Origin of the sequence: Pectobacterium carotovorum, assembly GCF_033898505.1 — a bacterium.
Taxonomy (GTDB): domain Bacteria; phylum Pseudomonadota; class Gammaproteobacteria; order Enterobacterales; family Enterobacteriaceae; genus Pectobacterium; species Pectobacterium carotovorum_J.
In genome coordinates, this window is record NZ_JAXAFK010000001.1 from 789,380 (window position 1) to 803,813 (window position 14,434).

11 protein-coding genes are annotated in these 14,434 nt (G+C 56.7%); 2 read left to right on the plus strand and 9 right to left on the minus strand.

Annotation, left to right across the window (positions count from 1 at the left end; translation table 11 throughout):
- Positions 1-17: 17 nt before the first annotated feature.
- Both R9X49_RS03355 and R9X49_RS03360 read right to left on the minus strand, forming a co-directional pair.
- Positions 18-1,562, minus strand: a complete 1,545-nt coding sequence (locus R9X49_RS03355; protein ID WP_319847211.1) for a carboxylesterase/lipase family protein — start codon at positions 1,560-1,562, stop codon at positions 18-20.
- Positions 1,563-1,919: 357 nt separating this feature from the next.
- Positions 1,920-2,906 (minus strand): class I SAM-dependent methyltransferase, encoded by a 987-nt coding sequence (locus R9X49_RS03360; protein WP_319847212.1) that lies wholly within the window; start codon positions 2,904-2,906, stop codon positions 1,920-1,922.
- 51 nt (positions 2,907-2,957) lie between these two features.
- Between R9X49_RS03360 and R9X49_RS03365 the strand changes: the two genes are divergently transcribed.
- The gene (locus R9X49_RS03365) at positions 2,958-3,965 is read left to right on the plus strand and encodes an AraC family transcriptional regulator (RefSeq protein WP_319847213.1); all 1,008 of its coding nucleotides are present in this window, start codon (positions 2,958-2,960) and stop codon (positions 3,963-3,965) included.
- 273 nt (positions 3,966-4,238) lie between these two features.
- Entirely contained in the window at positions 4,239-5,741 is a 1,503-nt protein-coding gene (gene proP / locus R9X49_RS03370; protein WP_319847214.1) for a glycine betaine/L-proline transporter ProP, read from the plus strand.
- A 79-nt stretch (positions 5,742-5,820) separates the two neighbouring features.
- Here the strand turns inward: proP and R9X49_RS03375 are convergent, their stop codons facing one another.
- The 7 genes from R9X49_RS03375 to R9X49_RS03405 form a co-directional block, all read right to left on the minus strand.
- On the minus strand, positions 5,821-6,060 hold the full coding sequence (locus R9X49_RS03375) for a hypothetical protein (RefSeq protein ID WP_319847215.1): 240 nt from the start codon (positions 6,058-6,060) through the stop codon (positions 5,821-5,823).
- 107 nt (positions 6,061-6,167) lie between these two features.
- Positions 6,168-7,628 carry an AMP nucleosidase gene (locus R9X49_RS03380; RefSeq protein ID WP_319847216.1) on the minus strand — a complete coding sequence of 487 codons (1,461 nt, stop codon included), beginning with the start codon at positions 7,626-7,628 and terminating at the stop codon, positions 6,168-6,170.
- Between the two features lie 206 nt (positions 7,629-7,834).
- Positions 7,835-9,613 carry an ABC transporter permease subunit gene (locus R9X49_RS03385; protein ID WP_319847217.1) on the minus strand — a complete coding sequence of 593 codons (1,779 nt, stop codon included), beginning with the start codon at positions 9,611-9,613 and terminating at the stop codon, positions 7,835-7,837.
- Positions 9,614-9,652: 39 nt separating this feature from the next.
- Positions 9,653-11,164: an ABC transporter substrate-binding protein gene (locus R9X49_RS03390; RefSeq protein ID WP_319847218.1), complete on the minus strand. Its 1,512-nt coding sequence runs from the start codon at positions 11,162-11,164 to the stop codon at positions 9,653-9,655.
- Between the two features lie 10 nt (positions 11,165-11,174).
- Positions 11,175-12,422 carry an MFS transporter gene (locus tag R9X49_RS03395; protein ID WP_319847219.1) on the minus strand — a complete coding sequence of 416 codons (1,248 nt, stop codon included), beginning with the start codon at positions 12,420-12,422 and terminating at the stop codon, positions 11,175-11,177.
- Positions 12,423-12,521: 99 nt separating this feature from the next.
- Complete coding sequence (locus R9X49_RS03400) at positions 12,522-13,358, minus strand: dipeptide/oligopeptide/nickel ABC transporter ATP-binding protein (RefSeq protein WP_319847220.1); 837 nt, start codon at positions 13,356-13,358, stop codon at positions 12,522-12,524.
- A complete protein-coding gene (locus R9X49_RS03405; RefSeq protein WP_319847221.1) occupies positions 13,355-14,194 on the minus strand; it encodes an ATP-binding cassette domain-containing protein in 840 nt (279 codons plus the stop codon). The genes R9X49_RS03400 and R9X49_RS03405 overlap by 4 nt, the downstream gene beginning before the upstream one ends.
- Positions 14,195-14,434 lie beyond the last annotated feature (240 nt).

The window sequence follows — 14,434 nt, forward strand, 5'->3', positions numbered from 1 at the left end:
CTGCATTTTTACATCTGCTATGGCGTACTGCTCTCCGCCAGTTTCTTGACCAGGTCAAGACGTGTTTTCCACGGATCGGCGATATCGCGAGTCTGTTCTGCACCAGCCGCAGGGATAAATAGAATGTTGTCTTTCTGGCTGCTATACGCGTTCCATGTCGGTAAACCGCTGGCGTTAGGGTTACCGGTGCGGGCAAAGTTCACCCAGTACTGATTCATCTGCTGGGCAACGGCCCGATCTTGCGGCGTGGTTTTCTCGCCATAGCGTGCCGTTACCGTGTTAAAGACATACGGAATTTCACTGGCGTGGACGGCAGCAGGCCACTGTGCGCGCATGCTGTCGGCAACGTAGCCAAAGCGGAACTGCCAGACGGGCAGCGCGGCTTTTTCCCAAATACGTGCGACAAAACGCGCCGGTTCCACCATGAAACGGTCGCTCGAAACGGCCTTTGCTATCTCCTGCGGTGACATACCGTGGTAAGCCTGAAGAGCCTGCTGCCGATCGCTGGCAGGGAAAACGGCAACGGCGTCATCTGACGTCGCGACCTTCGGCGGGAAACTGATATCTGCATCCGTAGCGCCAATCATCAGCGGCACGCGCTGGAAGTTGCCCTTACGGTAGCTATCTTGCGGCTCTGCGGCGATCGCTTTGCCATCAAGCATCGGACCGGAATAATCCGGTGTATTCATGGAGGCCATATTCAGGCCGTTCACCACTTTTTCCGCAGGAATCTGCCGCAGCGCCGTCAGGGCTTTCGCATCGTGACCGCTAATGCCATTTGCGCTGGCGAAGGCGAGACCTGCCTGTTCTGCTTTTTGCCAGCTTTGGTTAGGCACGATATTTTGTCTGCCGGAACCGGATTGAATAATCGCTTTCTGGAATAATCCCTGAGATAGCTCACTGGTCAGCAGCGATCCGACGGCAAAGCCGCCTGCGGATTCACCAAACAGGGTGACGTTTTGCGGATCGCCATGAAAAGCAGCGATGTTTTTCTGCACCCACTTCAGCGCCGCAATCTGATCCATCAGGCCGTAGTTGCCACGCAGCGGCTGGTCGGCCAGCGCCGGATGAGCAAAAAAGCCAAAGCGGCCGACGCGATAGTTGAAGCTGACGAAAACGACGCCTCGACGGGCAAATTCCTGCCCGGAGTAAATCTCGGGCGACGCGCCACCGTTGACGAAACCACCGCCATAGATCCATACCATCACCGGCAGCGGGCCTGTAGCGTTAGCTGGCCGCCACACGTTGATAGTCAGACAATCCTCACTGAACCCAACGCCGAGCGGAGCGGCATCGCCGGGAAACGGATTCTGCATGCAATCCTTGCCGTATGCCGTTGCCGGGCGAATGTCGCTCCAGCTTTGCACCGGCTGCGGCGGCTGCCAGCGCAGTTCGCCGATGGGAGGTGCGGCAAAGGGAATACCTTTAAAGGCATCGACGCCTTGCGTTTCGGCCCCGCTGATGCGACCGCTGTCTAACGTAACCTGCGGAGCGCTTGCCAGCGCCGGCTGGCTGGCGGCAGCCATCAGTAATATCAGGCTGGCAGTGATTTTTTTATCCATGCATTTTTCCTTGGGAATGAAAACAAAAAAACCTGCCAGACGTGATAGGTCTATCACGTCTGGCAGGTTCGCCTTTTAACTCGTTATACTTCAAGTTACATGTACGTTAGCAGCGTTCAAATCTGCTCCCGGCAGATTTGTCACCCGAATCACTTACTTGAGTAAGCTCATCGGGACTCCTTCTCTTGCCGCCTGCCTGAAACTTGAATTATTTAGAGTTTCTCAATCAGTCACGCCCTGTAATGTCATTTATAGGCGCTTTACACCGGGCTGACAACCTTAGGTGCACAGAAATATGATAATCATCAACATGATGCAGTGATGGCGTTATCAGCGCTGTGTACGAATCACGTGTGGTTACCCGTGTTTACGGGCGATCAGCACATTCAACGGCGCCATGGGAAATGCCTGATGGCGGCGAGTCTCGACAGAGGTAAAGCCGGCAGCCAGTAGCCACTGCGTCAGTTGACCTTCTCGCGTGACGTGGCGTCCGCTCATTTGCATCGGCAGATAGAACGGCAGAACTGGCACAGCATCATCGGCCTCTTCGGCAATTTCCGCCTGTGCCAGAACCAGCGTGCCCTCCGATGACAGCGTATCGTGGAGCGTCGCCAGCATAGCGGGAATGTCCTCGACAAAATGCAGGAACGAGGAGCTCCAGATCAGATCGTATTTTTCGCTGGGAAACGTGCCGCTTTGCGCCGACAGCCGTGCAGATAACCCGGCAGCGTCAATATTGCGCTGTGCCACGGCGGCGGTCTGCGGTAGGTCATACACCGTGCCGGAGATCTGAGCATGACGCAGCGCCAGCGTAATCGCCACCCAGCCAGGGCCGCCGCCCAGATCGAGAACGTGTCTGATTTGTGGGAAATCCGGCAGGCTGGCGATCAACTGCTCGGCACGGTCAGCCGTTACCGCCCGCTGTTCTTGAGCGATCTGCTGTTCCGCGGCGTTGGCCCACGCCGCATCGCGCGGTAACTCGCTCAGTTGGGTCGGCAGAGGCTGACGCATGCCATCACCAAGTCCCTGACCAAACTGGCGCAGGCTGGTGAGGCGAAAACGCCAGGCGTCGCCCAGAAAACGCGAACTGCTGCGACAGAGTACGGCAGCGCAGGTTGGGGCGGTGCGATAGCCGTCGTGATGGTGTGTCAGTAGCTGCATGCTCCACAGCAGTTCAAGCAGAAATCCGGTTTTCTCCGGCTGCCAGCCCAGCGCTGCTGCCAGCTGTTCCGACGTGGCAGCATCCTCCAATCGGTCGAAAATCTGCTGTTCCAGCGCCAGATGCAAGGCATCTGCTTTCACGCTGCTGGCGGCAAGCTGCCATAACGTCTCTAATGGATTCATAAGTGGTCTTTCTCATTGATGGTCAGTCGATAGGGAATATGCTATCTATAAATGAGAATCGTTATTATGTTCATTGTTATGCGAGACGGCGTTTTTCATATGCGAAACGGCGGAGGAAAGATGGCAAAAAGAGAGCCGCGGGGGCAAGAGGGGCTATCGTCAGGCGATCGGTGCAGGATAAGTGAGGTGAACCGCTCTGATTCGCGTCGAGTACTGCCGCACGATATCGGTGAATGCTGGTCGGATTTCAGCCGTATTGATGCAGACCTATCATTGGCGCATTCGCAATACCGTCCGCGTCGCGCCTTAGTGGAAGAAACGCAGAATCCACATTCGCAACCCATGCTGGTCATGACGTTTGCGCTGGCAGGGGAGTCGGCTTATTACGATCGCAGCGGTTCACAGATTTGGTTTCGCCAACAGCATGTCACGATTACGACGTTTGGCGCCAGCGTAGGCGAACGCCATTATCAGGCGCAGCAGCAGGTCGATCAGCTACGGCTGTTGGTGGGGAAAACGGCGGCGGTGCGTTATTTTGGCACGGACTGTGCGGAACAGCTGTTCAGTGGCGATGGAGTACAGCAGCGTGTGTTTGCGCCTGTCTCTGCGGCCAGTCAGGTTCATGTTAATGCGTTATGCGCTGACGCCGATCCGCTGAATCGCCATATCCATGCCTTAAGTCTGCTGGCGCAGTATCGCCACTTCCTACAGCCGGAAGAGCGGCGTGGTGCTATTCATCTACAGGAACGGCAGCAATTGGAGCAGGTATGTCGTTGGATGCGTGAACATCTGGCAGAACCGCTGACGCTGGCCTGCATTGCGACTCAGGCGGGGATGAGTGAATCCAGACTTAAACTTGGGTTTCATCGCTGCTTTGCGACCACGCCGGGTCAGATGCTATTGCGGATGCGCATGGAACGGGCGCATCAGCTGCTGGAACAGGGATTTCAGGTGGCGCAGACGGCCTGGCAAGTTGGCTATCGGCACCCCGCTAATTTTAGTCTGGCATTTACGCGCTATTTTAACCGTAACCCGAAAATGATTACTCCGCGTAAGTAACAATCCCCATTGACGTTAATGTAATGGCCTTGTCATAATTATTTACCGTTATTTTCCTTTTGCTTTATTCCCGTGCGTTATTTCAGCAGGTAGTGCCTGAATCCGAGCTTTTGTCCAAATTCTTCTATACTTCATCCAGCAGTATCAACGTGTAATGAATATTGCGGCCAATAAGCTGTTCATTTTTCAGCGCGCAGTCGGGTGGTTCCCTGTGCATGAAAGAGAGCGTTTTATTTTTAATAAATGGTCGCTTTTTAAGCAAAGGAAAAAAGGATGAGATTAAAAAAGAAAAAAATCGAACCGATGAAAATTCAGGATATTACCATTATTGATAATGCCAGACTTAAAAAAGCCATTACCGCTGCCGCATTGGGTAATGCGATGGAATGGTTTGATTTTGGCGTATATGGTTTTGTGGCGTATGCGCTCGGACAGGTGTTTTTCCCCGGCGCTGACCCCGGCGTACAAATGATTGCCGCGCTGGCAACGTTCTCGGTTCCCTTTTTGGTTCGGCCACTCGGCGGGATATTCTTTGGCGCGATGGGCGATAAATTTGGTCGCCAGAAAGTCTTGTCGATCACCATTATTATCATGTCGGTGAGCACATTCTGTATCGGTTTGATTCCTTCCTATGAATCGATCGGTATTTGGGCACCAGTATTACTGCTGTTGGCGAAACTGGCGCAGGGATTCTCCGTTGGGGGAGAATATACCGGCGCGGCGATTTTCGTTGCCGAATATTCCCCGGACAGACGACGCGGATTTTTAGGGAGCTGGCTGGATTTCGGCTCGATTGCCGGGTTCGTCATGGGAGCGGGTGTCGTGGTGCTTATTTCCTCCATTGTCGGAGAAGAAAGCTTTCTGGACTGGGGATGGCGTATTCCGTTCTTTATTGCTGCGCCGCTCGGATTAATTGGGATTTATTTGCGCCATGCGCTGGAAGAAACGCCGACGTTCCAACAGCACGTTGACAATATTGATAAAGAATCAAAAGACAGTATTCAATCCCCGCCGAAGATCTCCCTGCGTGAAATTGTGACCAAACAATGGAAAGGTTTGCTGATCTGTATCGGGATGGTGATTACTACCAACGTCACCTATTACATGCTGTTGACCTATATGCCGAGCTACCTTTCACACAGCCTGAATTACTCGGAAGATCATGGGGTGATGATTATTATCGCCGTCATGATCGGGATGTTGTTTGTTCAGCCGGTGATGGGGCTGATGAGTGACCGCTACGGACGTAAACCATTTATTATTTGCGGCAGTATTGGGCTGCTGCTGCTGTCGGTGCCGAGCTTCATCTTGATCAACAGCGATGTGATTGGGCTGATTTTCTGCGGATTACTGATGTTGGCCGTACTGCTGAACTCTTTCACGGGGGTGATGGCTTCAACACTTCCCGCCCTGTTCCCCACGCATATTCGTTATAGCGCGCTGGCGACGTCATTTAACGTTTCCGTACTGGTTGCGGGCTTTACGCCAACGGCAGCGGCGTGGCTGGTGGAATCGACTGGCAATCTGTATATGCCGGCGTATTACCTGATGGTGATTGGACTGATCGGTTTGATTACCGGGATGTCGATGCGTGAAACCGCTAACCAGCCGCTGAAGGGCGCAACGCCAGCGGCGTCGGATCGGACAGAAGCCAAAGAGCTGTTACAGGAACAGTACGACAATATTGAACAGAAAATAGAAGAGATTGATGAGCAAATTGCCGAACTGGAGAAGAAAAGGAAACGGCTGACCGAACAGCATCCTGAGATTAATTGACACAATTTACTGGCCATAAACAAGCGCCACGGATGTGGCGCTTTTGCTATGTCGCGTACAACGACTCTGTCACGTAGGGCTAGCGACCAATGAGCCGAAGCTGGGTGCAAAACGGGCAACCACAGCCGTTAACGGAAGTCGCATCGCACTGGCCGGGGTGAATGGTTTCCAGCCCCATTGGTGTGAAACCGAAAAAGGTGCGCTTAGCCTCATCAATATTGCGCAATCCAGTCTCAGTAGACTGAGCTATTTTGGCCTGAAACGCCGAGGCTTGTGTCGCGACGAGGGAAAGAAACAGAATTGACAGACCTTTTTTCATCGGGCTTATCCGCTATGGAATTTGGTCTGTTATAACATAACGTATTTAGTCGCGCCAGAGCAGCCGACTACCCAAATAAGGTCGGCTGTCTGAACAACGTCATTCAATTAGCGGAACGGCGGCTCGTTAAAGGTGCGCAGTTTGCGCGAGTGCAGTTTGTCACTTTCCGCCCGCAGCAGATCGATGGCGCAGATGCCAATCTGCAAATGCTCCGAAATCGCCCCTTCATAGAAACGGTTCGCCTGTCCCGGCAGCTTGATTTCACCGTGCAACGGCTTATCCGAGACGCACAGCAGCGTGCCGTAAGGGACACGGAAACGATACCCCTGTGCGGCAATCGTTGCACTTTCCATATCTACCGCGACGGCGCGGCTGAGGTTAAAGCGCAGGGCGGAGGCCGCGTAGCGTAATTCCCAGTTGCGGTCATCGGTGGTAACCACCGTGCCGGTACGCAGGCGCTGCTTAACTTCTTCCCCCGGCATGCCACTGACCATCTTGGTGGCGTCGTACAGCGCGCGCTGCACTTCGGCGATACTGGGAATGGGGATATCAGGCGGCAAAACGGCGTCCAGTACGTGATCGTCACGCAGGTAAGCGTGCGCCAGCACATAATCGCCGATGGACTGGCTTTCGCGCAGGCCGCCGCAGTGGCCGATCATTAGCCAGGCATGCGGACGCATCACTGCAAGGTGATCGCAGATGGTTTTCGCGTTGGATGGCCCTACGCCAATGTTGACCATCGTAATCCCTTTACCCTGACGAGGGATCAGATGATAGGCGGGCATTTGATGGTTCTTCCAGGCCAGATCGGACACCGTCTGCTCCGGGTTAGGTGTCTCGGCGGTAATATAGATACCGCCTGCGCAGGATAGCGCCTCATAGGGACTGGCGGGATCGGCAATCTGCGCACACGCCCAGCGTACAAACTCATCGACATAGCGCGTGTAATTCGTGAAGAGGATGAACGGCTGAATATGTTCCACCGGTGTGCCGGTATAGTGACGCAGCCGCGCCAGCGAGAAATCGGTGCGCAGTGCGTCGAAGTGCGACAGCGGCGACGTGGTGGTGGCATGAAACAGCCCATCCGCTGTCTCGTCCCCAATCTGCGACAGTTCCGTTGTGGGGAAATGCTTGGCGATGCCGGCGCTCATGGAACGGTCAAGAATCAGATCGGAGCCGTCAAGCACGTAGGGGAACGGGATTTCCTGCTGTGATGGGCCGACGTCGATGGTGACATCATAATCCCCCTCCAGCAGCGCCAGCTGTTCCGCCAGATAAGCGCGCAGGAATGCCGGACGGGTAACGGTGGTGGAGTAGCTGCCGGGATGGGTAAAACGCCCATAGGCACGATGGCGGGGATGGCCGGTTGAATTGCCACTCCAGCTAACGCGCAGAGCCGGGTAGGAAAATAATCCTGCTGCGCGCGCGTTGGCATCGGGCAGGGTGCCGTCATTGATGAAATCCCCGATGGCGTCGCGCAGCGCTGAGACGGCGTCATCATACAGCGCTTCCAGTTTATCCAGAGTCTGCGTGACGGTAAGACTGACGTGGGACCCGCTGTTGTGCATATTCTCTCCTTTAATCACGCTCTGCACTATACCCGTCATACTTCAAGTTGCATGTGCGTTGGCTACGTTCTTCAATTCTGTACTTCGGCAGAAGTTAGCGCACAGCGTAACTGAAGATGCACAGACCCGCCATCGTGAAATCTGGCGGAGCTGTGAACGTGGAGAAAAGCGGGCGCTTAAGCAGTATTCTGCGATAGCGCAATAGATTAGTGCTTGTGGCGACCGGAGAGGTTCGCTGCACTTACAGCGAGTATCGACAGCACGCCGAGTGCAGCCGCTGGTGCTAACACGCCCCAGAAGGCACGTTCGATATACGGCATCCCTTCTGCCAGCACGCGTCCCCATTCCGGTGTCGGCGGGGAGGCACCCAGACCTAAAAATCCGAGCGATGCCAGCGCCAGCGCGATGCCAGGCAGTCGCAGCATCGCGTGACGGAAAAGCGGGCCAATCAGCGCCGGCAGAATATAGAACAGGCTACGCCGTATCGGGCCCACGCCGAGAATCGGCAGCATCCGAATATAAGGGCGTGCATTGACCTCGGCGACCAGCGCCGCGGTGTGGGCAGCCAGCGGTGCCCAGCTGACGGCAATGACGGCAATAGCTGCACCCGTTGCCGTCGGACCATTGACGGCGGCAACCAGCAGCCCGGCAATCACCGGCGGCAGGGCGTTAGTCACTTCAATGGGGCCGGTGAGCAGACGCGGGAACAGCCCCACCAACAGCCCTATTGCCAGACAGGCCAGCGAGACGACCAGTGCCAGCAGACAGGTATTTAGCGTGCCGTGTGCGACGCGTGCCAGCAAATCACGCCCCATCGCGTCCGCGCCAAAAGGCAGCAGCAACGACGGCGGTTGCAGGCGCAGAAAAGTGGAAGTATAGGGATCGCGCGGCAAGCCAGCCAGCAACAGCAGCGCCAGCAGTAGCACGCAGATAACCGGTAGCCAGATGGCATGGCGAGACACGGGGCTGCCGCGCTCTTCCGGCACGGGCATCGCTCCACTCCGCAGCGCACGTCCGAGAATCAGTAGCCGTACGCCGCTGGCGGCCATGCCAGCCAGCGAGGCGATGAGTAAGAGAATCAGCACGCCGACTTGCAAGGCGGGCAGATCCTGTGCTGCTGCGGCACCCAGCGTCGCGCGCCCCAGACCGGGAATCGCGAACACTTTTTCGACGGCGATGGCACCGCCGGTTAACGAGACCAGCACCAACCCGACTAACGGCATGACGCTGGGCAACGTGCGTTTCAGCACCGCCAGTGCGACATGACGACGGCCCACGCCCGCCACGCTCCAGGTGGTTAGCCAGTTTTCGCTGAAAGTGGCGGATAGCGCATCGGAAATAATCCGGCCAAGGTAGCCGCCTGCCGGAATACCGAGCGCCAGAGACGGGAGCACCGCATAGTGCAAGCCCAGCCAGCCATAAGGTGGGAACCACTGTAACCAGACGGCACCGACAATGAGCAAAAACGATGCCAGCAGAAATTCGGGCAGTGCGGTAAATAAGGCGGCAAACAGGCCGCCTGAACGATGAACCTGACCGCGCAACCCTTGGCGAAAAGTAGGCGCGCACAGTATGGCCGCCAGCGTGAAGGCGACCAGCGCTGAGGAGGTCATCAGCGTGAGCGATACGCCCGCCGCCTGCAACATCCCCGGAAGTACCGGTCGGCCAGACACCCAGGAATTGCCCGCATCGCCGTGTAATAAACCCGTCAGCCAGTTCAACAGCAGTTGCAGCGGGCCTTGATCCAGCCCGAGAGAATGACGAATCGCGTTTAGCGTTTCCGCCGTCGCTTCCTGATCGCCGGAACGGGCACGCAGCAGTGCCAGCGCGGGATCCTGACCGGACAACCACGGCAGCATACCAATCAGCACCACAATCCCCGCCAGCGTCAGCAGCCGTGACAGCAGCGGAATCAGCATGCCGTATCGCGGACGTTGCGTCTGGTTGAAGGTCGCACAGGTGCGGCAATATAGCGGTTCGCTCATAAACTCGTCATCTTTCTGGTTACTGGGGCGTGTTACCCGTTATTTTGCGTCGGCGACAATGTGCGTAGCGGCGTTAATCAGCGTACGTTCACGCGGGTCACGCAGGGCGTCTTTGACCTGTGCGCTCTCACCTTGAATAACGCGCTCATGCAGCATCGGGATCGCGGCATCGCTGGCAAGGATCAGATTTTCTGCCTGCATGATGGCCTGACGGCGTGCAACGCCCGCAGGAATCGTGGCCGCTTTTTGCAGCGCCTGATCGATGTCTGGTCGGCACAGTTGCGCGATGTTGAATGACCCTTCGCAGGCAAAATCGCTGTACAGGTAAGCCACCGGATCGCCGGAATCCAGCACGGTGGCGCGGGATAAAATAAAGGCGTCAAACTTGCCCGCCAGCGCGTCGGACTCAATCTGTGCATACTCACGCACTACCTGCTTCACCGTAAATCCTGCGGCGGTAAGCTGCTGTGCCAGATAGACCGCCACCTCAGGTAGCTCGGCGCGATCGCTGAAGGTTGCCAGCGTGATAGTCGCCCCCGCTGGCGTACCGGCTTTGACCGGATTCGCCACCGGCTGGCGCAGTTCCGCCGCCCACGGCAGCGCAGGACCTAGCAGACCCTGCGCGATGTCGGCGCGCTTCTCATAGACGTTATCCACCAGCTGTTGGCGGTTAATCGCATCACGCACGGCGGCACGCATTGCAGGATCGTGCATTACGCCGTGGCGCGTATTCAGATACAGCGTGTTAGTGCGCGGCATCGGGACTTCATGCACCAGCGATTGATCCAGCAGCGGTGCCTGAGAAACCGGGATGGCTTCGACAATGTCTGCCGTGCCGGTGCGTAATGCAGCCGCGCGCGCTGCACCGTCAGAGACAAAGCTGACGTCGATCCCGCTGGCCAGTGATTTCTCACCCCAGTAGCCGTCGAATCTGTCCAATACCGCGCTGCTGGTGCCAGTGACGCTACGCAGAACGAACGGGCCGCTTCCGGTGTTGATCGGATTGACCACGCCATTTTTACCGTATGCCGCGGTAGAGAGGATCGCCAACTGTGGGCTGGATAAGCGCTGAGGCAGCAGCGGATCCGCTTTAGCGGTAGAGACAATCACGGCGTTATCGCCATCGGCTTTTACCGTTAACTGCACGCCGTCCAGAATGCGCGGCTTGGGAGCCGCGGTGGATGCGACGGTGAGCGCGTTCACCACCGTGGCGGCGTTTAACGTGGTGTTATCGTGAAAATGGACGTTGGGGCGGAGTTCAAAACGCCAGGATTTATCATCGATTTGCTGCCATTTTGTCGCCAGTGCAGGCTGGGCTTCGCCGAGTGTGTCGAGCACCACCAGCGTTTCTGCCGTGCTCCAGCGCGACAGTTTAAAGGCATCGTCGCTCAGCGGCGTCAGACCGGAGCGCGGTGGTTGAAGCATCGCCAGTTTGATTCGACCGTCATGATGCGAAGTGTGCTTTTCCTCCGGCTCGTTGAAGCAGCCCGACAGCAGCAGCGTGGCTGATAGCAGGCCGGAAACGGGCCACAGGAGATTACGCATATTCATCAGTCTGTCCTTATTCATTCAAGGTTGAAGAGGATTTAAACGGGCGGCAGATGACCATCATCGCCAGCGAACTGCACAGCGGCACAGCGGCGAGCAGCACCCACGGAATAGCGGCCTGTGGTGACGGCGTCAGCGCACGGTCGAGCTGGCTACCGAGTACAAAATTGCCGAGCAGGACGGCAATGCCGCCCATCGACGCCAGCGCGCCATAGTGCGCACCCAGATTCTGGTTGTTGGCAAAGCGCGGGATGAGGTCCATCCCGACCGGAACGATTAACATCTGCCCCAGCGTCAACAGCGTAATTAACGAGATAGCCGGAAGCAGGCGCTGCCAGCCGTCAGGCGGCGTGCTGGAGGCAAACAGCGCGACGCTAAAGAACGAGGCAGCTAGCAGCGCAAAGCCCAGTGGCAGCATGCGTGCCGCGCCAACCCGGCGGGCAAAACGCGCCAGCGGGAGCTGTAACCCGATCACCAGCAGGGAAGCCAGCACAAACAGCGGACCGAGATCTTTCTCGCTGCTGCCGGAGCGATGCAGTTCAACCGGCAGCGCCAGATAGAGCTGGTTGTAGCTGAACAGGTAAGCGCTGTAGGCAATAATGAACGCGACAAAGCGGCGCTGGCGGAACGTTTCCCACCACGGGGCGATATGTAGTTCACCCTGATTGCGCTGCGTCGGCGGCAGGCTGAAAAACAGGACGATGAGCGCGATGACAAAGACGCCCGCGCCTGCGAGCGCCACGCGCTGGAATCCGTACCCGGCCAGTACCGAACCGAGCAACGGCCCTAACACCGCGCCCAACTCACCGCAAATGGCAAACAGGGCGAACCACTCGGAGCGGCTGCGTTTTCCCTCTTTTTCACTTTGCGTACCGGCTTGTGCCATTAATGCTTCAATCGCGGGGGAGAACAGGGCACCGCCAACGCCGGTCAGGCAGGCGCCGAGAATAATCGGCCACAGCGAGTCGCCCAGCGCCAGCAGCAGATAGCCGCTGATGCGCACGACACAGCCGCACAGGATAATCACGCGTGCGCCGAAGCGGTCAGCCAGCGCCCCGCCGACTAAAAACATGCCCTGTTGAGAAAAGGTGCGTAAGCCAATCACCAGCCCGATGGCCCAGCCGGAAAGCAGCATGTCGTCGCGCAAGAAAATCGCCAGAAACGGCACGACGGCATAAAAGCCAATATTGAAAACAAGCTGGCTGCCCAGAAGCAACGGGGGATAAGGCCGCGGCGGGCGGCTGGCGGTCAGGTCTGACATGTCATGGTCCGTTATAAGAAAAGTCGTTATAAAAAGCCCGTTATGGGAAAATGTGTTATTGACGCGGTATTTTATTGTAAAAAGGATGTTTTCGGCGAGCTAATAGCCAGACGTCGACAGCGCGGGCACGGCCTGCAACAGGCGGGCCGTGTGCGCCTGCTGCGGTGACGCCAGCACCTCGGCGGTGGGGCGATCTTCAATGATGCATCCGCCGTCCATGACCAGCATTCTGTCGCACAGGCCGGCGAGCATGGAAATGTCGTGCGATACCATCAGCAAGCCCATCTTGTTTTGTTCGGTGACCTGTTGAAGCAGGGCTTTAATCTGTTCGCGCAGCGGTAAATCCAGGCCGCTGACAGGTTCATCCGCCAGTAAAAATTCGGGTTGAATCATCAGCGCTCGTGCCAGCGCGACGCGCTGTGCCTGCCCACCGGAAAGCTGCCCGGCGACCTTGTCCAGAAGCGTGGCGCTTAGCCCCACCTGATCCATGACTTCACGCAGGCGGGTCGAATGATTTCCAGTGATGCGCTGACTTTCATCGGGGCGAAGTCGTTTCAGCGGCTCGATGAGGAGATCGGCGACGCGCTGACGCGGTGCAAGCGAGCCTGCCGGATCCTGCGGAATATACTGAACGCGACGGCGATACCAGAGCAGCGAACGTACCGAGCCCGGCTTAATCAGGTTGCCGTCGCAGTACACGCTACCACCCTCCGGTGCTTCAAGCGCGAGCAGGGTTTTTAGTAGCGTGGATTTACCACAGCCGGAAGCGCCGACCAGCCCGACGCGTTCATGCTGTTGCAGATTCAGCGACAGGTCATGAAAAATCGCACTGGCAGGATCGGCCTCTTGCCACGGAAAACGTGACGTCTGACGATAGCGGCTGACGTGTTCGAGGCTTAAAAACGGTGTGGGAACCGCATGCAGGTGGTGGTTCATCCGGCGAGCGCTCCGACAGCGGCTGAAGGTCGTACATTTGCCAGTAACACATTGTCAGATAAAAGCGTGTCAGCGCGACGTGCGGCAGCGACCAGACTGCGGGTATACGGCTGCTGTGGCGCATTCAGCAATTGCAGCATACTGCCGGATTCAACGATCCGACCGTTTTCCATCACCAGACCGCGCTGGCAGAGCTGGGCGGCGACGGCGATATCATGCGTAATAAACAACAGGGCAGGGGCATCCGGCTGCGCGCTACGTTCCTGTAAGACCTGCAATACCTGCTGCTGGGTAATGACATCAAGCGCGGTGGTGGGTTCGTCCGCCACCAGCAGACGCGTCTTGCCGAGCAGCGCAAGGGTAATACAAATGCGCTGACGCTGGCCGCCGGACAGTTCGGCAGGATAGCGTTGCAACAGGTTGGGGATATCATCCAACTGCATGGCGCTAAGAAGCGCAGAAAGCTCAGCGGAAGAAGTGGTTTTCAACGCGAGTGACAGCTGTTTTCCTAACGGCATGAGAGGATTAAGCGCCGTTGCCGAGTCTTGGAATACGGCCGAGACGCGGCCAGTCTGCGGGCGTGCCAGCGCTTTCAACTGACCAACCTCTTCACCATTGACCCGAATGCTGCCGCTACTCTGACAGCCCGCTGGCGGTGTGCCGATGACTGCTTTGGCGGTGAGGGATTTACCGGAACCGGATGCGCCGAGTAAACAGACACGTTCACCTGCGAACAGCGTAAAACTGATATCGCTGACTTTGGCTTCGCCACCAATAGATAGGTTAAGGTTCTCTACCTGAAGAATGGCGTCTGTGTGTCTGTTCCTGTTAATCATGGCTAACGTATACGGTTGATGTAAATCGATATGTAATAACATAACAAATTAAAACGAAGTGATGCAAAGGAAATGTGATCCAGAGCGTATAAATTGGCGCATTGATGCCGCTCACTCGGCGGCCACGTCCACCGCTGCATAATTTTTTAAGCCGGATATAAACCACCGCAAGTTGAGGCATTTGTGTTAGAGGCAGTGTACAGATAGACGCGATCTCACTGGGAGCGAGATCGCATTCAG